Origin of the sequence: Microbacterium sp. RG1, assembly GCF_005347485.1 — a bacterium.
GTDB lineage: Bacteria > Actinomycetota > Actinomycetes > Actinomycetales > Microbacteriaceae > Microbacterium > Microbacterium binotii_A.
On record NZ_CP034121.1, the window covers coordinates 1,077,960 to 1,100,495 of the forward strand.

21 protein-coding genes are annotated in these 22,536 nt (G+C 69.2%); 5 read left to right on the forward strand and 16 right to left on the reverse strand.

From position 1 onward, the window contains the following. Nucleotides 1-55 precede the first annotated feature (55 nt). The 3 genes from glgX to glgB all read left to right on the forward strand — a co-directional run bounded on the left by glgX (nucleotide 56) and on the right by glgB (nucleotide 6,418). A complete protein-coding gene (gene glgX, locus EHF32_RS05165) occupies nucleotides 56-2,140 on the forward strand; it encodes a glycogen debranching protein GlgX (protein ID WP_137417124.1) in 2,085 nt (694 codons plus the stop codon). 61 nt (nucleotides 2,141-2,201) lie between these two features. Beyond that, entirely contained in the window at nucleotides 2,202-4,283 is a 2,082-nt protein-coding gene (locus tag EHF32_RS05170; RefSeq protein WP_137417125.1) for a maltotransferase domain-containing protein, read from the forward strand. After that, nucleotides 4,280-6,418, forward strand: coding sequence for a 1,4-alpha-glucan branching protein GlgB (glgB, locus tag EHF32_RS05175; protein ID WP_137417126.1), 2,139 nt, complete (start codon nucleotides 4,280-4,282; stop codon nucleotides 6,416-6,418). The genes EHF32_RS05170 and glgB overlap by 4 nt, the downstream gene beginning before the upstream one ends. A 26-nt stretch (nucleotides 6,419-6,444) precedes the next feature. Here the strand turns inward: glgB and EHF32_RS05180 are convergent, their stop codons facing one another. Together EHF32_RS05180 and EHF32_RS05185 are read right to left on the reverse strand one after the other, a co-directional pair. After that, a complete protein-coding gene (locus EHF32_RS05180; RefSeq protein WP_137417127.1) occupies nucleotides 6,445-7,371 on the reverse strand; it encodes a tetratricopeptide repeat protein in 927 nt (308 codons plus the stop codon). After that, on the reverse strand, nucleotides 7,371-9,197 hold the full coding sequence (locus tag EHF32_RS05185; protein ID WP_192900696.1) for a glycosyl transferase: 1,827 nt from the start codon (nucleotides 9,195-9,197) through the stop codon (nucleotides 7,371-7,373). Before EHF32_RS05185 ends, EHF32_RS05180 begins: the two co-directional genes overlap by 1 nt. Before the next feature lie 153 nt (nucleotides 9,198-9,350). On the opposite strand from EHF32_RS05185, the gene EHF32_RS05190 reads away from it, so the two are divergent. Further along, nucleotides 9,351-10,406 (forward strand): AI-2E family transporter, encoded by a 1,056-nt coding sequence (locus EHF32_RS05190; protein WP_137417129.1) that lies wholly within the window; start codon nucleotides 9,351-9,353, stop codon nucleotides 10,404-10,406. On the opposite strand, the gene EHF32_RS05195 is transcribed toward EHF32_RS05190, so the two are convergent. The 9 genes from EHF32_RS05195 to rpsB form a co-directional block, all read right to left on the reverse strand. Beyond that, a complete protein-coding gene (locus EHF32_RS05195) occupies nucleotides 10,407-11,129 on the reverse strand; it encodes an alpha/beta hydrolase (RefSeq protein ID WP_137417130.1) in 723 nt (240 codons plus the stop codon). After that, complete coding sequence (locus EHF32_RS05200; protein WP_137419132.1) at nucleotides 11,129-11,416, reverse strand: hypothetical protein; 288 nt, start codon at nucleotides 11,414-11,416, stop codon at nucleotides 11,129-11,131. The genes EHF32_RS05195 and EHF32_RS05200 overlap by 1 nt, the downstream gene beginning before the upstream one ends. Before the next feature lie 2 nt (nucleotides 11,417-11,418). After that, nucleotides 11,419-12,102, reverse strand: a complete 684-nt coding sequence (locus EHF32_RS05205; protein WP_238343796.1) for a transglycosylase SLT domain-containing protein — start codon at nucleotides 12,100-12,102, stop codon at nucleotides 11,419-11,421. 60 nt (nucleotides 12,103-12,162) lie between these two features. Next, on the reverse strand, nucleotides 12,163-12,780 hold the full coding sequence (locus EHF32_RS05210; RefSeq protein ID WP_137417131.1) for a DivIVA domain-containing protein: 618 nt from the start codon (nucleotides 12,778-12,780) through the stop codon (nucleotides 12,163-12,165). Then, complete coding sequence (locus EHF32_RS05215) at nucleotides 12,777-13,805, reverse strand: phosphatidate cytidylyltransferase (protein ID WP_137417132.1); 1,029 nt, start codon at nucleotides 13,803-13,805, stop codon at nucleotides 12,777-12,779. The genes EHF32_RS05210 and EHF32_RS05215 overlap by 4 nt, the downstream gene beginning before the upstream one ends. A 6-nt stretch (nucleotides 13,806-13,811) precedes the next feature. Continuing rightward, nucleotides 13,812-14,366: a ribosome recycling factor gene (gene frr / locus EHF32_RS05220; protein ID WP_137417133.1), complete on the reverse strand. Its 555-nt coding sequence runs from the start codon at nucleotides 14,364-14,366 to the stop codon at nucleotides 13,812-13,814. Between the two features lie 63 nt (nucleotides 14,367-14,429). Then, the gene (pyrH, locus tag EHF32_RS05225; protein WP_137417134.1) at nucleotides 14,430-15,146 is read right to left on the reverse strand and encodes a UMP kinase; all 717 of its coding nucleotides are present in this window, start codon (nucleotides 15,144-15,146) and stop codon (nucleotides 14,430-14,432) included. A gap of 81 nt (nucleotides 15,147-15,227) precedes the next feature. Further along, nucleotides 15,228-16,055: a translation elongation factor Ts gene (gene tsf, locus EHF32_RS05230; protein ID WP_137417135.1), complete on the reverse strand. Its 828-nt coding sequence runs from the start codon at nucleotides 16,053-16,055 to the stop codon at nucleotides 15,228-15,230. 99 nt (nucleotides 16,056-16,154) lie between these two features. Then, nucleotides 16,155-17,057: a 30S ribosomal protein S2 gene (rpsB, locus tag EHF32_RS05235; protein ID WP_137417136.1), complete on the reverse strand. Its 903-nt coding sequence runs from the start codon at nucleotides 17,055-17,057 to the stop codon at nucleotides 16,155-16,157. A 298-nt stretch (nucleotides 17,058-17,355) separates the two neighbouring features. On the opposite strand from rpsB, the gene EHF32_RS05240 reads away from it, so the two are divergent. Continuing rightward, nucleotides 17,356-17,883 carry a murein hydrolase activator EnvC family protein gene (locus EHF32_RS05240; RefSeq protein WP_137417137.1) on the forward strand — a complete coding sequence of 176 codons (528 nt, stop codon included), beginning with the start codon at nucleotides 17,356-17,358 and terminating at the stop codon, nucleotides 17,881-17,883. Nucleotides 17,884-17,885: 2 nt separating this feature from the next. On the opposite strand, the gene EHF32_RS05245 is transcribed toward EHF32_RS05240, so the two are convergent. Genes EHF32_RS05245 through EHF32_RS05265 form a run of 5 tightly spaced genes read right to left on the reverse strand, consistent with a single transcriptional unit; the run spans nucleotide 17,886 to nucleotide 22,455 of the window. Further along, nucleotides 17,886-18,461: a DUF3060 domain-containing protein gene (locus tag EHF32_RS05245; RefSeq protein ID WP_161594060.1), complete on the reverse strand. Its 576-nt coding sequence runs from the start codon at nucleotides 18,459-18,461 to the stop codon at nucleotides 17,886-17,888. 32 nt (nucleotides 18,462-18,493) lie between these two features. Beyond that, nucleotides 18,494-19,396 carry a tyrosine recombinase XerC gene (locus EHF32_RS05250; protein ID WP_137417139.1) on the reverse strand — a complete coding sequence of 301 codons (903 nt, stop codon included), beginning with the start codon at nucleotides 19,394-19,396 and terminating at the stop codon, nucleotides 18,494-18,496. Between the two features lie 16 nt (nucleotides 19,397-19,412). Next, entirely contained in the window at nucleotides 19,413-20,573 is a 1,161-nt protein-coding gene (gene dprA / locus EHF32_RS05255) for a DNA-processing protein DprA (protein WP_137417140.1), read from the reverse strand. Next, entirely contained in the window at nucleotides 20,570-22,096 is a 1,527-nt protein-coding gene (locus EHF32_RS05260) for a YifB family Mg chelatase-like AAA ATPase (RefSeq protein ID WP_137417141.1), read from the reverse strand. Before EHF32_RS05260 ends, dprA begins: the two co-directional genes overlap by 4 nt. Continuing rightward, nucleotides 22,093-22,455, reverse strand: coding sequence for a YraN family protein (locus EHF32_RS05265; protein WP_137417142.1), 363 nt, complete (start codon nucleotides 22,453-22,455; stop codon nucleotides 22,093-22,095). Before EHF32_RS05265 ends, EHF32_RS05260 begins: the two co-directional genes overlap by 4 nt. Between the last annotated feature and the right edge of the window lie 81 nt (nucleotides 22,456-22,536).

Here is a 22,536-nt window from a genome sequence, read left to right on the forward strand (position 1 = left end):
CGCGGCGTCACCGGGCGTCATCAGTTCGTCATGCGGCGATGGCTAGGGTTGTGGCATGGTCAGCCCGACAACGACCTCCGTTCCCGCGCTCTCGCGGGTCCTCGACCCCGCTCTCGAGGACCTCGGTGTGCGCCTGCACGAGAACGGCGGCACTCTGCGCGTCTTCTCCCAGGCGGCCGACTCCCTCGACGTGGTGATCTTCGACGCCGACGATCTCGACTGGGCGACGGCGATCCTGCCGATGCACCGCCGCGAGCGCGGCGTCTGGGAGCTCACCTCAGAGCTCCTCGTCGCCGGTGCACGCTACGCGCTGCGCGCCGCGGGCCCCTTCGGGGCCGGGAACATCTTCAATCCGCAGACGCTGCTGCTCGATCCCTACGCCCGCGGCATCGTGAGCGGCGGCTTCGGCGATTGGCGTTCGGTCGTCGTCGACCGCGGCTTCGACTGGGGCGAGGTCCGCAAACCGGCCGTCCCGCTGGATCGCACGGTCATCTACGAGGCGCACGTCAAGGGCATGACCAAGCGGCATCCCGGTGTCCCCACAGCGCTTCACGGCACGTACGCAGGGCTCGCGCATCCCGCCATGATCGAGTACTTCCTCGGGCTGGGCGTCACGACGATCGAGCTGCTGCCCATCCACGCGTTCGCCTCCGAACCGCGCCTGCTGCAGCTGGGACTCGACAACTACTGGGGCTACAACACCCTCGGATTCTTCGCACCGCACGCCGCCTACGCGACCGATCAGGCGCGCCGGGAGGGGCCGGATGCGGTCCTCCGCGAGGTCAAGGGGATGGTGAAGCTCCTGCACCAGGCCGGCCTTGAGGTCGTCTTGGACGTCGTCTACAACCACACCGCGGAGGAAGGCATCGGCGGGCCGCGCTCGAGCCTGCGCGGCCTCGACAACCGCGCCTACTACCGGCAACAGGAAGACGGCACGTACGTCGACGTGACCGGATGCGGCAACTCCGTCAACACCGCCACGGATGCGGGGGCACGTCTCGTGCTGGACTCCCTGCGTTACTGGGCGCGCGACGTGCAGATCGACGGTTTCCGGTTCGATCTCGCCACGACTCTCGGTCGCGACGATCAGCACCGGTTCACGCCGGACCATCCCCTCCTGCGAGCCATCGCCGAGGACCCGGAGCTCGCGGACACGAAGAGGATCGCCGAGCCGTGGGACGTGGGCATGGGCGGATGGCAGACGGGCAACTTCGGCGACGGCTGGCACGAGTGGAACGACCGGTACCGGGACCGCGTGCGCAACTTCTGGCTCTCCGACGTCGACTATGCCCGCCGCGCCTCCACGGCGCCCGTGGGAATCGGCGGGTTCGCCACGCGGCTGGCGGGCTCCTCCAACACGTTCAGCGCCGAGCGGGGTCCGCTGGCGTCCATCAATTTCGTGACCGCCCACGACGGCTTCACACTCAACGACCTCGTCTCGTACGACGTGAAGCACAACCTCGGCAACGGCGAGCACAACCGCGACGGCGCCGACACGAACCGCTCCTTCAACCACGGGGCGGAAGGAGCCACCGACGACGAGCGGATCCTCGCCACCCGCCGCAAGGCGATGCGCAACCTCATGGGCACGCTCCTGCTGTCGGCGGGGATCCCGATGATCACGGCCGGCGACGAGTTCGGCAGGACCCAGCGCGGGAACAACAACGCGTACTGCCATGACTCCGCTCTCACCTGGCTGTCCTGGGAGCACCGCCCCTGGCAGCAGGACCTCTTCGCGCACGTGCGGCGTCTGATCGAACTGCGCGCCGAGAACCCGGCGCTGCGGCCCATCCGCTTCGCACGCCTCGACGAGGAGACGCCGTCTGCGTCGGTCATGGAGTGGTACGACGAGCGAGGCGAGACCATGTCGGGCGAGCGATGGAACGATCCCGCTCACCGCACGCTCCAGTACGTCGCGGCATCGACCCCCGAGTTCGAGGAGTTCAACCGCATCCTGCTCATCGTGCACGGCAACGAGACCCCGGTGGATGTGCGGCTACCCGTCATCGACGGCGTCAGCCGCTACGTGTCGCTCTGGTCCAGTGCGGAGGAGTCGCCTTCGCTGGAGATGCCCGTCCTGGCGCCCGGCGACGTCGTTCCCACTCCCCCGACCTCGATGCATCTGTTCCGCGCCGAATAGCACGTTCCCACCGCCCGCGTCACGCCTGTCATGCCGCACCCGCCCGCGATAGGTTCGCTGTGTGGCCACTCCGACACGTTCCCTCCCCACCCGCACCCAACGAAGCGGCGCCGAGATCCCGCTGCGCACGGTCGCAGCGCCCGCGCCCGCCGACACGCTGACCGGCCGCATCCCGCTCAGTGCGGAACGACCGTCGACGCCCGACCCGCGCTTCGACCCTTCCGCCTTCTCCGGCGAGGTCGTCCCGTTCCGCGTGCGCGCGTTCCGAGAGGGACACGACCTGATCGGCGTGCAGCTGCGGCTGACCGCCCCCGACGGCAGCGAGTCTCTGCATCGGCTCGATGCCCACGAGGACGGCTTGGACACCTGGGGTGTCCTGGTCACGCTGCTCGCCCAGGGGACGTGGTCCTTCCGCTTCGAGGCGTTCGCCGACCGGTACGCCACCTGGCGGCACGCGGCGGAGCTGAAGATCCCCGCCGGCGTGGACGTGGCGCTGATGCGCGAGATCGGAGCGCGTCTGTTCGACGATGCCGCCGCGGAGAAGGACCGCCCCGCCGCGGAACGGCGTCTGTTGACCGACCAGGCGGCGAGATTGCGCGCGAGCGACACGGACGAGGAGGCTTCCCTCGCAGTCGTCCACGACGATCGCATCGCCGACGCCTTCACCACCCGGCCGCTCGGTGAGCTCTGGACCGTCGGCGCGACGCATGATCTCCTCGTGGAGCGCGAACGGGCCGGAGTCGGCGCGTGGTACGAGTTCTTCCCTCGATCCGAGGGAGCGACGCGGCGAGCGGACGGCACCATCGAGCCGGGCACCTTCCGCACGGCCGTGGAGCGGCTCACCGGCGTTGCGGCGATGGGGTTCGATGTGCTCTACCTGCCGCCGATCCATCCGATCGGCCGCACGCACCGCAAGGGCCCCAACAACACGCTGAACGCGGGCCCCGCCGACCCCGGGTCGCCGTGGGCGATCGGTGCGCCGGAGGGCGGCCATGATGCCGTCCACCCCGAGCTCGGCTCACTGTCCGACTTCCGCGCCTTCGTGGCCGCCGCCGCATCCGCCGGCATCGAGATCGCGCTCGATCTTGCGTTGCAGGCCTCACCCGACCACCCGTGGGTGAAGGAGCACCCGGAGTGGTTCACGACCCTGCCCGACGGAACGATCGCCTATGCGGAGAACCCGCCGAAGAAGTATCAGGACATCTATCCCGTCAACTTCGACAACGACCCCGCGGGCATCCGCGCCGAGGTGCTGCGGATCGTACGCCACTGGATCGCCCAGGGGGTGAGGATCTTCCGCGTCGACAATCCCCACACCAAGCCCCTGCAGTTCTGGGAGTGGCTCATCCGCACCGTCCGCGACGAGGCGCCCGACGTGGTCTTCCTCGCCGAGGCCTTCACCAGGCCGACGCCCCTGCGCGGGCTCGCGCAGGCGGGATTCCAGCAGAGCTACACGTACTTCACGTGGCGCAATTCGAAGGCCGAGCTCGAAGAGTTCCTCGACTCGCTCGCCCACGAGACCGACGACTACCTGCGCCCGAACCTCTTCGTCAACACCCCCGACATCCTGACCGAGTACCTCCAGTACGGAGGACGCGCGGCCTATCGCATCCGAGCGACGATCGCGGCGACGGCGGCCCCGACCTACGGCGTCTACGCCGGGTACGAGCTGTTCGAGAACGTCGCGCGCCCGGGCAGCGAGGAGAACATCGACAACGAGAAGTACGAGTACAAGCTCCGCGACTGGAGCCGGGCCGAGGCCGACGGCGACTCCCTCGCGCCGTACCTCACCTTCCTCAACCGCGTCCGCCGCGCGCATCCCGCGCTACGCCAGCTGCGCAATCTCCAGATCCAGCACAGCGACGACGACGCGATCCTGGTGTACTCCAAGCACCTCGCGGGCGCTCTCAGCGAGAGCGGTGAGAACGACACGATCATCGTGGTCGTGAACGTCGACCCGCACTCGGCCCGCGAGACGACCGTGCATCTGGACACCGAGGCGTGGGGCATCCCGGCGGGAACGCCGTACGTCGTCGAAGAGCTCGTGACGGGTAGCACCTGGACCTGGACCGACCACAATTATGTGCGCCTGGACGCGTTCCGCGAGCCCGCACACATCCTGCACGTGAAGGGCCTTGCATGAGCGTCATCGAATCCCGGGTGCTCGACACCGTCGCCACCGGCTCCTACTACGCCCCGCACGACGTGCTGGGTCTGCACCCCGACGGCGCCGCTGGCGGAGTGATCCGTGCCCGGCGGCCACTGGCCGCATCCGTCACAGCCGTCTTCGCCGACGGTCGTGAGGTGGCGCTCGAACACGTCCGCGCGGGCATCTGGGAGGGAGCGTACCGCGGTGAGGCGGGTCCGTACCGACTCACGGCCACCTACGAGGGTTCGGCCCCGTACACCGCTGACGACCCCTACCGGTTCTCTCCGACGGTCGGCGAGCTCGACCTTCATCTGATCCGCGAGGGACGCCACGAGCAGCTGTGGCAAGTCCTGGGCTCCCACGTACGCGACCACGAGGGCGTGACGGGGACGTCCTTCGCCGTCTGGGCGCCGCACGCGCAGGCGGTCCGCGTCGCCGCGGACTTCAACGGCTGGGACGGCCAGGCGCACAGCATGAGATCCATGGGCGCGAGCGGCGTCTGGGAGCTCTTCGTCCCGGGCATCGGGGCGGACAGCACATACAAGTACGAGCTGCTCACGCGCGACGGCCGCTGGATTCTCAAGGCGGATCCGATGGCGCGGCGGGCCGAGCTGCCGCCGGCGACGGCCTCCATCGTGACCGCCTCGAGCTATGAGTGGAGCGACGACGCGTGGATCGCCGGGCGGGCTGGCGCCCAGCCGCTCGAGCGCCCGATGTCGGTCTACGAACTGCATCTCGGCTCCTGGCGGCCGGGTCTGGGCTATCGCGACGCCGCAGACCCGCTCATCGAGTACGTGAGCGCACAGGGGTTCACGCACGTCGAGTTCCTCCCGCTCGCGGAGCATCCCTTCGGCGGTTCATGGGGATACCAGGTGAGCGGTTACTACGCGCCGACGAGCCGATTCGGCTCGCCCGACGACCTCCGCTACCTCATCGACCGGCTGCACGGCGCCGGTATCGGCGTGATCATGGACTGGGTTCCGGGCCATTTCCCCCGTGACGAGTTCGCGCTCGCTCGTTTCGACGGCGAGGCCCTCTATGAGCACCCGGATCCCCGACGCGGCGAGCACAAGGACTGGGGAACCCTGATCTTCGACTACGGCCGGGCCGAGGTGCGCAACTTCCTCGTCGCCAACGCGCTGTACTGGTTCGAGGAGTTCCACGTCGACGGTCTGCGCGTGGATGCGGTCGCCTCCATGCTGTATCTCGATTACTCCCGCGAGGCCGGCGAGTGGGAACCCAACATCTACGGCGGCCGCGAGAACCTGGAGGCGATCCAGTTCCTCCAGGAGACCAATGCGACCGTCTACAAGAAGTTCCCCGGCGTCGCCATGATCGCCGAGGAGTCGACAAGCTATCCGGGCGTCACCGCCCCGACGAGCGCCGGCGGTCTCGGATTCGGCTTCAAGTGGAACATGGGATGGATGAACGACTCGCTCGTCTACATCTCGCGCGATCCGCTCTATCGTGCACACCACGAAGGCGAGCTGTCCTTCTCGTTCGTGTACGCGTTCAGCGAGAACTACGTCCTTCCGATCAGCCACGATGAGGTGGTGCACGGCAAGGGCTCCCTGTTCGCGCGGATGCCCGGCGACCACTGGCAGAAGCTCGCCGGAATGCGCCTCTTCCTCTCCTACATGTGGGCCCACCCCGGCAAGCAGCTGCTGTTCATGGGTCAGGAGTTCGGGCAGATCGCCGAGTGGTCCGAGTCGCGCTCCCTCGAGTGGTGGCTGCTCGACCAGCCCGCCCACCGGGAGCTCGGCGACTTCGTCGCCGCCCTCAACGCCACCTACCGTGACACCCCGGCGCTGTGGCAGCGGGACGCGGACGGCTCTGCGTTCTCCCGCATCGGCGGACCGACGTGGAACCCCAACGTCTCAGCGTTCGTGCGATGGGATGCCGACGGTCGGCCTCTCGTGGCGATCTTCAACTTCTCGGGCGCACCGCTGCACGACTACGAGCTGGATCTGCCCCTCGCAGGCGTCTGGCAGGAGCTGCTCAACTCGGACGCATCCGCCTTCGGAGGTTCCGGGGTCGGCAACCTCGGAGCGGTGACCGCCGACGCATCCGGGCGCGCACGGATGACGCTGCCGCCGCTCGGGGCGCTCTGGCTCTCCCCCACGGACTGACAGAACGGGTTGCGGACGGCGCGGCCTCAGAACAGGAGCGAGGCGAGTCGTCCGCGCGCGCGGATGACGCGGGGATCCGCGTCGCCGACGAGGCCGAACAGCTCGAGCAGACGTGCCCGAACCGGAGCCCGGTCGTCTGCCGGGAGCGCGGCGAACAGGTCGAGCAGACGCCCGAAGGCGTCGTCCACGTGCCCGCCCGAGATGTCGAGGTCGGCCACGAGGAGTTGCGCGTCGACATCGGTGGGCGCGGCAGCGGCCGCCGCACGGGCCTGCTGCAGATCCGCACCCTGCACCCGCTGAAGCAGACGCACCTGTCCGAGCCCGGCGTGGGCATCGGCGTCGCGCGAGTTCTCTGCGAGCGCACGCTCGTAGGCGGACGCCGCTCGCGCGTAGTCGCCTTCTTCGATAGCGGCGAAGGCCTCCGCGTGCAGGGGCGGCAACGGGGCCTCCTCGGGAGCGTCCGCGGTGCTCTCGGCGCCGGCGTCGACCGTCCCCGTGACCCCGTTCTGCGCGGCGAGCTGCAGGAGCTGTGAGAAGACCTCGCGGACCTGCTCCTCCGGCACAGCGCCGGTGAACAGCGGCACCGGCTGGCCGCCGACCAGAGCAACGACCAACGGGATGGACTGCGCGCGGAAGCCCTGCGCGATCTGCGGGTTCGCGTCCACATCCACCTTGGCCAGGACGAGACGACCTGCCAGCTCCTCGACGACCTTCTCGAGGATGGGGCTGAGCTGCTTGCACGGCCCGCACCACTCGGCCCAGAGATCCACGACGACCGGGACCGTGCGTGAGAGCTCGAGGATCTGGCCGAACGTCGCGTCGGTCACGTCCCGCACGAGAGAGCCGGAGGCCGGAGCGGACGGTGCAGCATTGGAGCCCGGCGCGGGCCGGTTGCGCAGAGCGGAGAGATCGACGGCGCCACGCAGAACGGCGCCAGGGGCCTGATCGGACATCACAGAACCTTCGCTTCCAGGATGTTGGAGGTGTAACCGAGGAGTCGGATCTTCTCTGAAGAGCCCTGTGCCGGCACGTAGAAGAACAGCTGGTCGGCGAAGGTCGAACTCACTCCTGTCGCGGACTCCGACACACCGGTCAGTGCTTGCACGGTCGGATTGTCGGTCAGCTTGATGACGACGTCGCCGCTGTTCGGCGTGACCGTGTCGACCTCGTTGACCGAGACGGCGACGATCGCTCCACTCTCGAGCGTCGCGAGAGCGAGCGGCGTCTGACTGCCCGCCTGAGCCGCGAACTCGATCGTGCCAGTCGAGGCACCCGTCTCATTGAACTTGTCGCGCCGCTCCTGGCGGTTCGCGGCCACGTTCTGGCTGAACAGGTCGGTCTGCTCGTCGAACAGTCCGATGGACGTGCTGTCCTTGCCGTTGTTGAGCACGTCCGCGTAAGCCTCGGCCAGCTTGTCCGGCGCGACCGTCAGGAACGACGAATCCGGCGGCACCTGGGAAGCGCCGATGTAGGCGGGGGCGAGGTCGGGCATCTCGACCGACCCGAGCAGATCCCCGATGTAGGACAGCTTGTAGTCGGCCCACTGGTCGGCCTGCGTCAGGAACATGATCGTGGAGACGGGCCCCTGAGCACCTTCCTTCTGCACGACGGCCATCACGGTGCGCGGCCAGTCGTCGAACGCCTGCGGCAGGATGATCTGCGTCGGCTCGGCCGGAATCGGAGGCAACGCCGCTTCGTCCGCGAGAGCGCCGCGCAGCACGTAGTTGGTGTTGCGCTCGGCCAGCGCGGCTCCATCGAGTCGGGTGGCCGCGAGGTTCGCGTCGCGTGCCTCATCGGCGGAGGCGACCGTCGTCGAGATGCGCTGCAGGATCGCCTGCGCCTGCGCCTCGGTCACTGCAGGCGCCTGCTGGTCGGCGGAGTCGACGATCGATGCCGTCCCGGAAGGCGTCGGCGTCGGTGCCAGATCAGGCCACGCATCGGGCGAGCAGCCGGTGAAGACGAGCGCACCCGCCACGGCCAACGGGATGGCGAGGAAGGGACGACGCGAGGAGCGTCTCGACGGGCTGGCGCTGATCACGCCCTTCGCCCCTGGCTCCACGGCGAGATCGATCGGCTGGGTCTCCGGCAGGGGCGGCGGCGCCTTGCGGCGCGGTCCGCGCGAGCGCCGGTCGTGTCTGATGGCCAGGACGTACAGGACGATCCCCGCAACGAGCGCCACGCCGCCCAGAAGCATCAGGGGTCCCGCCCAGGGCGTAGTCTGCGCGATGTTCCAGGTGATGCTGGCCTCGGCGGGAGCGGGCTTCGTCCCGTCCGAGGCGATCAGCACGCTCATCGAGTCGGGCAATTGCAGGGGGACGCTGACGGCACGGTCGTCGCTGTACTGGGCGAGCCAGAGGTCGGACTGCGCGGGATCGCGGCTCTCCGTCGTCGCAGGCGCGGCTGCAGACTCGTCGCCTTCCGCGGCCGCATCGGCGGGTGCACTCGCCTCGGAGACCTCGGGCTCGACGACCGCCGCGTTGAGAACGCCGTCCTGCCCCACGGTGACGTCGTTGTACGTCTGGTCGGAGAGCCATGCGCGCATGTCAGCGGTGCGGCCGTAGGCGACGAAGACGCCGTCGGAGGAGGAGACGCGAAGGGTCTGCGTGCCGGGGAGAGAGGTGAGGACGGCGCCGTCGACCATCGTGTAGGCCGCTCCGTCGGCAGCGGGGATCTCGGCGCTCTGGGTGGACGGGCCGTAGAAAACGGTCCGTTGAGCGATGCCTGCCCCGATGAGCAGAGCGGCCAGTACGAAGGCCGCGACGGCCCAGACGAAACGCACGAAATCTTCCTCCCATGCCCGCGGAGCGGAACGATCCGACATTCGAGACTAGCCGAGACGCCTGTGTGTTGCGCGAGAGGGGGTCGCTCCCGCCTCCACAGACGCGTCACCCGTATCGTGTGTGCAGCACGTTCCGCTCGCCGAGGAGGCACTGTGAAGCTTCACAACCCGTTCCGCATCGCCTTCATCGGCACGCTCGGTGTCGGCCTGGGGCTTCTGCTCATCGGCAGCGTGCAGACTCTGTCGACGATCCTTCTCTACATCGGCACGGCTCTCTTCCTTTCGCTCGGTCTCGAACCCGTGGTGGCCTGGCTGACGAGAAGGCGGTTGCCTCGCTGGTCCGCGGTGCTCGTCACCGTCCTCGGCGTCCTCGCCATCTTCGCGGGGATCGTCTGGATGGTCGTGCCCATCATCGTGAGTCAGGTCAGCCAGCTCGTCGAGGAGGTCACGCGCTTCCTGCAGAGCACGTCGTGGCAGGACGTCAAGAACTGGATCCATTCGGTGTTCCCGGGAATCCAGGACAGCACCATCGACGACACCGTGTCGAACGTCCAGGATTGGGCGATCTCGAACTGGGGGAACATCACCGGCGGCGTCATCAACGCGAGCCTCGCCTTCCTGGGCGGGCTGACGGGCGCCTTCATCGTCCTGATCCTCACGATCTACTTCACCGCGTCGACGCCGAACCTCAAGGCCGCCGTCTACAGTCTCGTCCCGGCTTCGCGCCGTCCGCGATTCATCGAGTTGTCCGAGCAGATCACCGACTCGGTCGGCTACTACGTCATGGGACAGGTCAGCCTCGGCGTGATCAACGGCGTGTTGAGCGCGATCTTCCTGACCATCATTCAGGCGCCGTTCCCCGCCGTCCTGGCCGTGATCGCGTTCTTCTTCTCACTCATCCCGCTGGTCGGCACCCTGACGGGTTCGGTCATCATCGTGTTGACCTGCCTCATCCCCGGCCTGGGGTCTCCGACGACCGCGCTCACCGCTGCCATCTGGTACGTCATCTACATGCAGCTCGAGGCCTACCTGGTTTCGCCGCGCATCATGAGTCGCGCCGTCGCGGTCCCCGGAGCGGTGGTCGTGATCGCCGCCCTCGCCGGCGGATCACTGCTCGGACTTCTCGGCGCACTCGTGGCGATCCCGGTCGCCGCAAGCATCCTCATCATCTACCGTCAGGTGATCGTCCCGCGCATGAACGAGCGCTGATCAGCTCTGAGGCCCGTCCCATTCCGTCGGCAGGGGCGCAGCCGCGGGGTTGACGACCTCGACGATTTCGTCCAGCACGCGGCGGGTCTGCGCCTCCCCCACCCACAAGTGCTTGCCGCCCTCCACGGGGATCAGTGTCATCTCGGGGACCGCTGCGAACCGTTGACGCGCCTCTTCGGGGCGCAAGTAGTCGTCGAACTCCGGAATGAGAGCGATCAATCGCCGATGATCTCCCCGCCAGGCGGCGATCTCGGACTCACTGGCGCGGTGAAGCGGAGGCGAGAGAAGGATGGCCCCGTCGACGGGGTGTTCCCGGCCGTATTTGAGTGCGAGCTCGGTGCCGAAGGACCAGCCGACGATCCACGGATGCGGAAGCACGCGCTCCGCGACGAGGTCCATGGCGGCCGCGACGTCGGCCTGCTCGCCGATGCCTTCCTCGAAGTGACCGTCGCTCCGTCCGCGCGGCGACGAGGTGCCTCTGGTGTTGAACCGGAGCACGGCGAGGTCCGCGAGAGCCGGAAGGCGTGCGGCCGCCTTGCGGAGGATGTGCGAATCCATGAACCCGCCGTGGGTGGGCAGCGGATGAAGCGTCACGAGAGTGGCGACCGGGTCCTTCTCGAGCGGAAGCGCCAACTCCCCCACCAGTTCGAGCCCATCCGCCGTGCGCAGAACGATGTCTTCGCGCCGCGCCGGAAGCACACTTGCCCCACGGATCTCGGCCATCACGCCACCTTCCAACAGTGAGAATGCCAGTGCCGACGAGCCGCGAGGTCGGCGGCGTCGCCCATGACGCCGTCGGCACGCCACACCACGAGGTGGGCCGTTCCGGCCGGGACGACGCGGTGACAGCCGGGACAGGTGTACTCCTTCACGGCCTGCATGGCCGAGATCGGCTGCACCGTCCACTCGCGGCCGCCGCGCATCTCCGTGCGTTTGAAGCCCGCCAGGAGGCGCTGGAACGACTCTTCGGAGCCGGAGTGCTCGGGGCGGCGTCGACGCGATCGCGCCACGGTCACCACCAGTTGTTGTTGATCCAGAAGTTGTAGGCGCCCGCCCAGCTGCCGTAGCGCCCCACAGCGTAGCCGTTGGCCCAACGCAGGTTGTCGACGGGGTCGTACCCATTGCCGGGAACCTTGCTGCACGGCAGCGCCTGGACGAGGCCGCACGCGCCTGAGCTGCGGTTCGTGGCGTTGGGGTTCCAGCCACTCTCCTTGGAGACGATGTAGTCGACGTAGCCCCAGTCGCTCTCGGCGAGGCCCGCGGCGGCCATCCACTCGGAAGGGGCTCCGCCACCGGAGTAGAAGGGAGTCGCCGGAGACGCCGCTGCGACCTTCGGCTCCGGCTCAGGCGGCGGCTTGGGCTTCTCGAAGGCGCTGTAGGAATCCCGATCGAGCGACACGACGGCCCCGGAGGCCACGACGAGGCTCTGCGCGTCGTCGATCGTGCTCGAGTAGACCGTCTCGGTCTCGGACTGCGTGGGCGCCGCATCCGCGAGCGCGAATGCGGCGGGACCGACGGATGCGGCGGCGAAAGCCAATGCGGCGACGCCGGCGAACACCCCGACGACCCCACGACGCCGCGACCAGCGCGCGCTCGTCGCGGCCTTCGAAGCGGGTGCCGAGGCCGGAGCAACCAACGCACGAGCCGACCGTCGGGTCAACGGCGCCGGGTTTCGGGTGTCATCTCCGGAAGTCACGATGTCCCGATTGTAACGATTCGGTCCTGAGAACGCCATGCGAGCATCGCGCCGCGTCTCTCAGCCGACCGCCAGCATGATCTCGACGACGGCGTCGAGCACCGCATCCACCTGAGTCTCGCGGTATCCCCCGCGCTGCATCCGGAAGGCGACAGACCGCACCTGTTCAACGGTCAGGCCCGTGCCGTCCGTCAGATAACCGGCGATCCGATCGGCCACGAGATCGACTTCCTCCACCCGGTATCCGTAGTGGACGAACGAGACGCGGTCGAAACGGTGTCGACGATCGCGCCCCAGTCGGTCGAGCACCACCTGCGCGTCTTCACGCTGCTGCTGAACCCAGGCACGTGCGCCCATGCGGGCGATCGTCTGCTGACGCTCCTGCGCGGCGAACGCGTCCTCCACACGACCGAGTGCGGCATCCACCGGTGCGATCGCGTACCCGCCGCGCACCAGCGCGAACGACACGTCCCGCACGTCGGAGGCGCCGACCGGGGCGTCTCCTGGTGCGTCGGATTCGAAGGCCTCGCGCGCACGCGCGAGGAAGGCGTCCACAGCGGCAGGGTCGTAGCCCTTCGCCCGCCCTTGCACGCGCGGGAAAGCGTTGTGACGGGACGCGGTGGAGATCGCCGTGGCTTCGCTGCGCTGCTCGAGCGCGGATTCTTCGTGAACTGTCATGAGACCGCCAGAGGTGTCAGCAGGTAGAACAGCGCGAGAGCTGCCGGAGCGGACGGAAGGATCGAGTCGAGCCGGTCGAGCACGCCGCCGTGCCCGGGAAGCCAGGAGCTCATGTCTTTGATGCCCAGGTCACGCTTGAGCATGGACTCTCCGAGGTCGCCCGCGGTCGCCGTGCCCAGGATCACGAGGCCGAAGATGATGCCGGTCCACCAGGGCAGCGCGAGCATCAACCACGAGAGCAGCACGCCCGCGATCACCGCGGCGAGGGCGGCGCCGGCGAATCCCTCCCAGGTCTTCTTGGGACTGATGCGCGGTGCCATGGGATGCCGCCCGAGTGTCAGGCCGGTCACGTAGGCGCCTGTGTCGGACGCGATCGCCACGATGAGGAAGGCCATGACCCACCACTCGCCGTGCTCCTGGCGCAGCAGCACCAGCGCGAGGCTCGCGAGGAACGACACGTAGACGGGGAGGAGCGCGCCGGCCAGCACGTCGTCTACGACGGCCGCGTAGCGTCGCCCGTCCCGCGCGATCATCTGTCCGAGCAGACGCCACACCACGATGAGGACCACCGCGACGAACAGCGACACCCAGTGGAGCCAGAGATCGAGGAAGTACGCCGACAGCAGGATCATCAACCCGCCCGCCAGCTGCGGAACGACGTCGATCTTGCGCCCCGAGGCCTGCAGCGCTCGGGCGAACTCGAACGTACCCAGCAGAGCGACGCCCGCGCCGAAGATCAGGAACGGCCACTTCACGAAGACGAGCGCCACCAACACCACGGCGCCGATCGCGACACCGATCACGATGGCAAGGATCAAGTCTCGGCCGGTGCGCTGTTTGATCCGCTCGTTCGCCTCTTCGAATTCCGCGCGCGCGTGCGCGACCTGCAGCTCGAAGTCGTTCCGTCGCGCCCGGATGGGCGACGTCTGGCGTTGCGCCCCGGCGCGATCACGCCCGGGCGGCACTCCTTGCCCCGGTGTCGCACTCTCTGGTGCGACCCCGGCGGCATCGGATGCGTCGGACATGCCTTCTCAGACCTCGAGGAGCTCGGCTTCTTTGCGCTTGAGCGCCTCGTCGATCGCGTCGACGTGCGAACGCGTCAGGGCGTCGAGGTCCTTCTCCGCGCGCACGAGTTCGTCCTCGCCGACCTCGGACTTGAGCGCGTCGAGCTCGTCCTTGGCCTTGCGACGGATGCCGCGCACATGCACCTTCGCGTCCTCGCCCTTGCTGCGCACGAGCTTGACGTACTCCTTGCGGCGATCCTGGGTGAGCTCGGGCATCGTGACGCGGATGATGTTGCCGTCGTTCGTCGGGTTGGCGCCGAGGTTGGGCATGTCGCGGATCGCCTGCTCGATCGCCTTCAGCGCCGACTTGTCGTAGGGCGTCACGATGATCGTGCGCGCCTCCGGGTTGTTGAGCGATGCCAGCTGCGCGAGCGGCGTCGGGGTGCCGTAGTACTCCACGTTCAGCTTCTGGAACAGCTGCGGGTTGGCGCGCCCGGTTCGGACGGTCGAGAAGTCTTCCTTGGCCGCTTCCACGGCCCGTTCCATACGTCCGGCGGTTTCGGTCAGCACATCGGCGATCACGGTAACTCCCTCATATCCAGCAGTTGTCGAGTCTAGTGGCGGGGTGGGCCCCGCACGCGGAGGTCACGCCGTGACGAGCGTGCCGATCTCGTCGCCGCGCAGCGCGCGGGTGACGTTGCCTGCCGGCTCCATCCCGAACACACGCATGTCGATGCGGTTGTCCATGCAGAGGCTGAAGGCCGTGGAGTCGACCACCTTGAGTCCCTGCACCAGCGCGTCGTTGTAGGTGATCCGGTCGAGCTTGACCGCCGACGAGTCCTTGTTGGGGTCGGCGGTGTAGACCCCGTCCACACCGTTCTTCGCGACGAGAACCTCGTCGGCGCCGATCTCGAGGGCACGCTGGGCCGCGACGGTGTCGGTGGAGAAGTACGGGAGCCCGGCTCCCGCACCGAAGATCACGACCCTTCCCTTGGCCATGTGACGCTGGGCGCGACGCGGGATGTACGGCTCCGCGACCTGCGTCATCTCGATCGCGGATTGGACGCGGGTCGCGGCACCCGCCTGCTCCAGGAAATCCTGCAAGGCGAGCGCGTTCATGACGGTGCCGAGCATGCCCATGTAGTCCGCTCGGCCGCGGTCCATGCCGCGCTGGCTGAGCTCGGCGCCTCGGAAGAAGTTGCCGCCACCGACGACGATCGCGATCTCGACCTCGTCGACCGCCGCGGCGATCTCACGAGCGATCTGGCTCACGATGTCGGGGTTGACCCCCAGAGAGCCGGCCCCGAAGGCCTCCCCGGAAAGCTTCAGAAGGACGCGACGGCGCCCGGTCGATTCGTCCATGTGTGCGTCCTCTTCTCGTCTGGTCAAAACTACGGCATGCGAAAGGCCCGCACCGACGACGATGCGGGCCTTTCGAGCGACTTACGCGCCGACCTTGAAGCGGGCGAAGTCCGTGAGGGTGAGCCCCGCGTCGGAGGCGACCTTCGCGACGGACAGCTTGTTGTCGCGCGCGTAGTCCTGGTCGAGCAGGGCGACCTGCTTGAAGAACGCGTTCACGCGGCCCTCGACGATCTTCGGCAGCGCGGCCTCGGGCTTGCCCTCGTTGCGGGAGATCTCGGTGACGATCTCGCGCTCCTTCTCGACGTCGGCCTCGGGCACGTCGTCGCGGGACAGGTAGGAGGGGTTGGCGAACGAGATGTGCTGCGCGATGCTGCGAGCCGTCTCCGCGTCGTCACCCGAGTAGATCAGGACGACGCCGACCTGCGGCGGCAGGTCCTTGCTGGTCTTGTGGAGGTAGACCTCGGCGTGGTCGCCCGACAGGGTGCGCACACGACGCAGTTCGACCTTCTCGCCGATGATCGCGGCCTCGTCGGAGATGAGCTGCTCGACGGTCTTGCCGTCCACCGGTGCGGCCAGCGCGGCCTCGACGGAGTCGGCGGAGACGGCGGCGGCAGCCTCGACGACCTTGTCGGCCAGAGCGATGAAGCGCTCGTTCTTGGCGACGAAGTCGGTCTCGGTGTTCAGCTCGATGAGCGTGACCTTGCCGTCGACCTCGCGCGCGGCCACGAGGCCCTCGCTGGTCGAACGGTCCGCACGCTTCGCGTTGCCCTTCGCGCCCTTGAGGCGGAGGATCTCGACGGCCTTCTCGAGGTCGCCGTCGGCTTCCTCGAGCGCCTTCTTGGTGTCGACCATGCCCGTGCCGAGCTGCTCGCGCAGAGCCTTGATGTCGGCGATGGTGAAGTTTGCCATGAGTGGCGGCTCCTTCTGTTGGGAGAGTTCTCGCGGATGCCGATCGGCGCGGCCGGTTCGCGGCCGCGCCGATCGTAGCGGGTCCAGGGGACGCGCTGATTACTTGTCGGTGGCCTCAGCCTCGGCGACGGCCTCGACGCTCTCGCCCGAAGCGGCGGCGACCGTCTCGACCTGCTCCTCGGCGCCTGCCTCGTCCGCGGCGGACTCGGTCGATGCGACGACCGCGTCCGCACCCTCGGCGACGGGGGCACCCTGCTCGAGCAGCTCGCGCTCCCACTCGGCCAGGGGCTCTTCGGCACCGGACTCGGGGTTGTGCTTCTGCTGCAGGCCCTCGGCAGCGGCGTCCGCGATGATGCGCGTCAGCAGCGAGACGGAGCGGATCGCGTCGTCGTTGCCGGGGATCGGGAACTGGAACTCGTCCGGGTCGGCGTTCGTGTCGAGGATGCCGATGACAGGGATGCCCAGCTTGGTGGCCTCGTCGACGGCGAGGTGCTCGCGCTTGGCGTCGACGATCCAGATGGCCGACGGCGTCTTGGTGAGGTTGCGGATACCACCGAGCGACTTGTGCAGCTTGTCGAGCTCGCGCTTCTTGAGCAGCAGCTCCTTCTTGGTGAAGCCGCTGGCCGCCGGGTCCTCGAAGTCGAGCTCTTCGAGCTCCTTCATGCGGGCGAGGCGCTTGCTGACGGTCGAGAAGTTGGTCAGCAGACCACCGAGCCAGCGCTGGTTCACGTAGGGCTGACCCACGCGCGTCGCCTGCTCGGCGATGACTTCCTGCGCCTGCTTCTTGGTGCCGACGAACAGGACCGTGCCACCGTGGGCGACGGTCTCCTTGACGAACTCGTACGCCTTGTCGATGTACGACAGGGACTGCTGGAGGTCGATGATGTGGATGCCGGAGCGCTCCGTGAGGATGAAGCGCTTGACCTTCGGGTTCCACCGGCGGGTCTGGTGTCCGAAGTGGACGCCGCTGTCGAGCAGCTGGCGAATGGTGACGACGGCCATGGCCGTTCTCCTTCTGTTGCGGTTGTTCGCGTCGAACCGATCGGCCGACGAGCCTGGTGCCCGGCACACACCCGCCCGTCCGAAGACGGGACCGTCGGGTGGATGTGCCGCGGATGAAGCCGCTCTGGGCACGCGGAGTCACCTCGACATGCGAGGTGCGCCTCAAGTGTATCAGCCGCCGGCCCACCACATGATGCGGCCGACCGATGTCTCCTCCCCCGATCTCGCATCCGGGTGAGCCGTCCCCACCAGCGGCTCCGCGACCCACGCGCGTCCCGTTCCCGGGCACGGTGAAGGCATGCCCGTCCTCACCCGCATCCGCCGCTTCGCCGCCGTCGCCATCGCCGTCGCCGCGCTCGCGACACCGTCTGCCGTGGCGGCGTGGTCTCCTGGCGCCTCACCCGGCGCGGGCGCTGCGGACACGGCGCACTCGTGGACCTGGCCCGTCCTGGGGCGCGTGGTCGAGCCCTACCGGCAACCCGCCCACGACTACGCGGCCGGCCATCGTGGGATCGACATCGAGGCCGGCACCGACACCGTGGTCGCCCCCGGCGACGGTGTGATCCTCTTCGCCGGAGTCGTGGTCGATCGCCCCATCGTCACGATCGACCACGGCGACGGCCTGGTGAGCACGCTCGAGCCCGTCGCCACTTCTCTGGCGCCGGGAACGGGGCTGAGCGCCGGCGACGTCGTGGGTACGCTCGCCGACGGCGGGCACACCGCACACGGCGCTCTCCATCTCGGGGCGCGCCGCGACGGTGTGTACATCAACCCGCTGCTCCTGCTGGGCGGAGTGCCGCGCGCGGTGCTGCTGCCGTGCTGCTGAGCTCAGCGACCGGTGACCGTGTTGCGCTGACCGTTGTCGGTCACCGCCCCCTGACTGTCCGCGTGCACCGTGTTGTCGTTCCCCGACACGACCAGCGCGCTGAAGCCCGCTGCCGTGACCGCGTTGCGGTCTCCGTTGAGCGACACCGTCGACAGCGTTCCCGCATCGACGACGTTGTCCTGCCCTCCCACGGACAGGTCTGAGATGTCCGATGCGCGCAGGTCGTTGCGATCACCGGAGAGCTGGACGACGCCGAGTGCCGCCTGCGTCGCGTCCACGTGCAGCCCGGTTCCCCCGATCATCACACTCGCGCACTCGCCGGTCAGCACGACGTCCTGGTCGGAGCCGGAGATCTCCGTCGTCCCACTGCCGCAGACCACCTGCTGCCCGTCCACTCCCGGTGACGGCGCCGACGGCGAGGACGCCGGCGAGCCAGCGGGTGCGGACGAAGCCGACGGCGCTGTGTTCGGCGGCTCCGGAAGAACCGTCTGTCGGGGTCCGGCGACGACACCGCATCCGGTCAATACCGCCGCGGTGGCGACGAGGATCGCGATCTGGCCCAGTCGGCGCGGTGTCATGCCTTCACGGTACGCGCCGTGCGGGTTCTGCGTCATGCCCGTGGATGGGCTTGACGGTAGGTCGCCGCGAGTCGCTCATGCGAGACGTGCGTGTAGATCTGCGTGGTGCCGAGGTTCGCATGCCCGAGCATCTCCTGCACGGCGCGCAGATCGGCTCCGCCGTCCAGCAGATGCGTCGCGGCAGAGTGCCGCAGGGCGTGGGGGCCCGCGGCCCTTCCGATGACGGGACCGACGGTACGCGCGACGAGGTCGTACACACTGCGTGGGCCCAGAGCGCGCCCTCTCACACCGAGGAAGAGAGCATCCGACGGATGATCACCGGCACGGGCCGAGAGGACGGGTCGCGCACGGACGAGGTAGGCGGCGACCGCCTCGTCCGCCGGCGCCCCGTAGGGGACGACGCGTTCCTTGTTGCCCTTGCCGGTCACGCGCACGGTGCGACGCTCGCGGTCGAGATCCCGGCTCCGCAGTGCGCACAGCTCCGACACGCGCAGGGCGGCACCGTAGAGCAGTTCGAGCACAGCCCGGTCCCGCAACACGACAGGGTCGCCATCGGCGCCGTCACGCGCCATCGCGCCGAGCAGCTCGCCCAGCGCGGGCGCGCTCGCGACTGCGGGAAGTGTGCGGCCGCGCTTGGGCGCGATGAGACGCAGGCTCGGGTCCGCGGTGATGATCCCCTGCTCGCGCGCCCAGCCGAAGAAGCCCCGGGCGGATGCGGTGCGCCGGGCGATCGTGGCACGGCTGTCACCGCGGTTCGTCGCCTTCCAGAGCCACTCTCGCAGTTCCTCCAGATCCGCGCTCTCGACCTGTTCGACCCCGGACAGCGCGGCGAAGTCACGCAGGTCCGCCCCGTACGCCCGTACGGTCGCCGGCGAAAGGCGACGTACGTCCGCGAGGTGATCGCACCATGCCTCGATCGCAGCGGCCAACATCATGCCGCCAGCTTGCCAGTCAACGCCCGGCGCGGCGTCGCCACCCGCCGTCGACGCCCACGACGGACCCTTCCAGGAGCATGATGCCCAGGATCGCCTCGACCTCCGCGGTCGCGAGCCCCGACCGCGCCGCGAGCTCGGCCGCATCGCGCCCCACTCGCGGGCTCAGCGCGTCTCGAACGCGCGTCCGCTCGTCCGTTCGCGCGCCGGGCACCACGAGCGGCCGGGCCATCCCGAGGCCGGCGAGCTCCCGAGCCTCGGCCGCATCCGTGACGCAGACCGCGTCGAACTCGCGGAGGAGCCGGTGGCATCCGATCGAGGCCGCGCTCGTGATCGGCCCGGGCACGGCGCCCAGGGGGCGACCGAGCGACGCGGCGTGCCCGGCTGTGTTCAACGAACCGCTTCGCGCGCCCGCCTCGACGACGATGGTCGCGAGCGACAGGGCCGCGATGAGGCGATTCCGTGCGAGGAACCGCCACTTGGTCGGCGCGGCGCCACAGGGCACCTCGGCGACCACCGCCGCTGTGGCGGCGATCCGCTCCAACATCCGTTCATGCCCGGCAGGATAGGAGCGATCACAGCCGCCGGCGAGGACCGCGACGGTCGAGCCGGAGCGGGTGGCCAGGGCGCTGCGATGGGCCGCACCGTCGATGCCGTAGGCAGCGCCCGAGACGACCGAGACGCCTGCCGCGACGACTCCGGCAGCGAGCTCGGCCGCCACGTGCTCGCCGTAGGCGGTCGCCGCCCGCGCGCCGACGAGGGCGATGGACGGCCCACGGAGCGCATCAGGAGCGCCGCGGACCCACAAGGCGATCGGAGCGTGATCGCCCAGATCGTCGAGCGCCTCGGGCCACTCCGGGTCCGTCGGGACGAGGATCGTCACCCGCGAGCGTTCGGCCCGCTCGAGGGGGTCCATCAGGAGGTCGTCCCGCAGCCGAGGACGCCAGCGCGCCGCCGCATCCGCGGCCGCACGCGCCCCGGCACCGGTGATGCGCTGGATCTCCGCGGCGTGCGAGGCGACGCGCAGCGCGGTCTCCGCCGGCACCCGCGCCAGCAGCGCTCCCGCCAGCGCGTCGCCGGGTTCTGCCACGCCGCTCCAGAAGACGCGGGCGGCCCGCTCCGGCGTGGCCCGCTCCCCCAGCATCGGGAGCATGCTCGCCACCACGGCGTCGACGTTCATGCGGCGATGCCGCGCTTCATGAAGAGGGCTCGGCCGATGTCCTCCTGCGTCGGAACGGAACGCTGCCCGAGATCAGCCAATGTCCACGCGAGTCGTAGGACGCGGTCGTAGCCGCGCAGGGTGAGCTGGCCACGTTCGAGCGCCGCGTCGAGCGGCGCCCGCACCGCGGTGGGTGGCGCAGAGGGCCCTTCGCGGAGCCAACGGCCCGGCACGTCGACGTTGCGCCGCCAGGGCGTCCGCGCCAATCGCTCCACGGTGCGCGCACGCGCGTCCGCTACCCGTCTCGCCGCATCCGCTGTCGAGACGCGTCCGACCGCGGCGTCGGCGCCCACCGCCACGACGCGGCGCATCGGAAGATCGATGTCCACACGATCGAGCAGCGGACCCGACAGCCGCCCGAGGTACCGGCGGATCGCGGCCGGCGGGCACTCGCACGTCGCTCCCCGCACCCCGTAGTTGCCGCAAGGACAGGGGTTGGTGGCGAGAACGAGCTGGAATCGAGCGGGATAACGCACGCTCACCCCCGAGCGGTGAATATGGATGTCGCCCCGCTCGAGCGGCTGTCGCAGTGCATCGAGGACGCTCGCGGGAAACTCTCCCGCCTCATCGAGGAACAGCACGCCTTCGCTGGCACGGGCGATCGCACCGGGCCGGATGACGCGGGACCCTCCCCCGACGAGCGCCGCGACGCTGGCTGTATGGTGCGGCGCCTCCAGTGGCGGAATGCGGGTGAGCGCGGTCACTGCCTCACCGGACAACGACCGGATCGATGCCACAGCGAGCGCCGCCTCGCGGTCGAGCGGAGGCAGGATGCCCGGCAGGCGCCGCGCGAGCATCGTCTTGCCGGCTCCGGGCGGCCCGCTCATCAGCAGGTGATGCCCACCCGCCGCGGCCACGACCAGTGCCTCGACTGCCTCGCGCTGACCGATGACGTCCGACAGGTCCAGTCGTTCATGCTCCTCCTCCGCTGCCGCGGCGCGGATCGGCGGGGCTACGTCGGGAACGACCACGTCTGCGCCGTGCCGCGCGGCGACTTCCGCCAGCGTCGCGGCCGGGAGCACCTCGATGCCCGTCACGAGCTGTGCCTCCTCGCCGTTCGCCGCGGGCACGATGACCCGGCGGCGCCCGGCACGCGCCGCGGCGACCACGGCGGGGAGCACCCCCGCAACGGGTCGTAACCGTCCGTCCAGCCCCAGCTCACCGATATGCACCGTGGCGGCGACCGACGCCGCATCCATTCCGCCGTCCGCGGTGAGCGCGGCGATCGCGATCGCCACGTCGAAGCCGGACCCGTGCTTGGGCAGGCTCGCCGGCGAGAGGTTGACCGTGAGGCGGCGACGTGGCAACGGGAGGCCCGAGTTCGCACACGCGTTGTGCACACGCTGCACAGCCTCGCCGAGCGCGCGGTCGCCGAGTCCGATGATGCGGAACTCGGGGGTCTGCTGGCTGACATCGGCCTCGACCTCGACGAGGGCGCCCTCGAGCCCGTTGAGCGCGATCGACCACGTACGCGCGACGGTCATCGCACGTCTCGCAGATGCTCGACGTGTCCGGTGCCGGCATCCATCCCCAGCACCGACACGGCGTCGATGCGCACGGCACGACCTCGAGCCTCGTCGGGATGCGCGATGCACCAGGCCACGGCGAGGCGCCACAGCCGGGCCCGCTTTCGTGCGTCGATGGCCTCGAGCGGGTGCCCGAAGCGCTCACTCGTGCGCGTCTTCACCTCGACGACGACGATCTCGCCCGCTTCCAGCGCGACGATGTCGACTTCGCCCAGAGGACACCGCCAGTTCCGGTCGAGGATCCGGTATCCGCGGTCGGTCAGGAAGGATGCGGCACGGTCCTCACCGTCTCGCCCCAGGTCGTCTTTCGCTGCCATCGCCCCAGCGTGTCGACCCGGCGGGACCGCCGTTCATGCCGAGTCTCGCATCGGGGAGAACCCGCCGCATCCCGCGGGGTG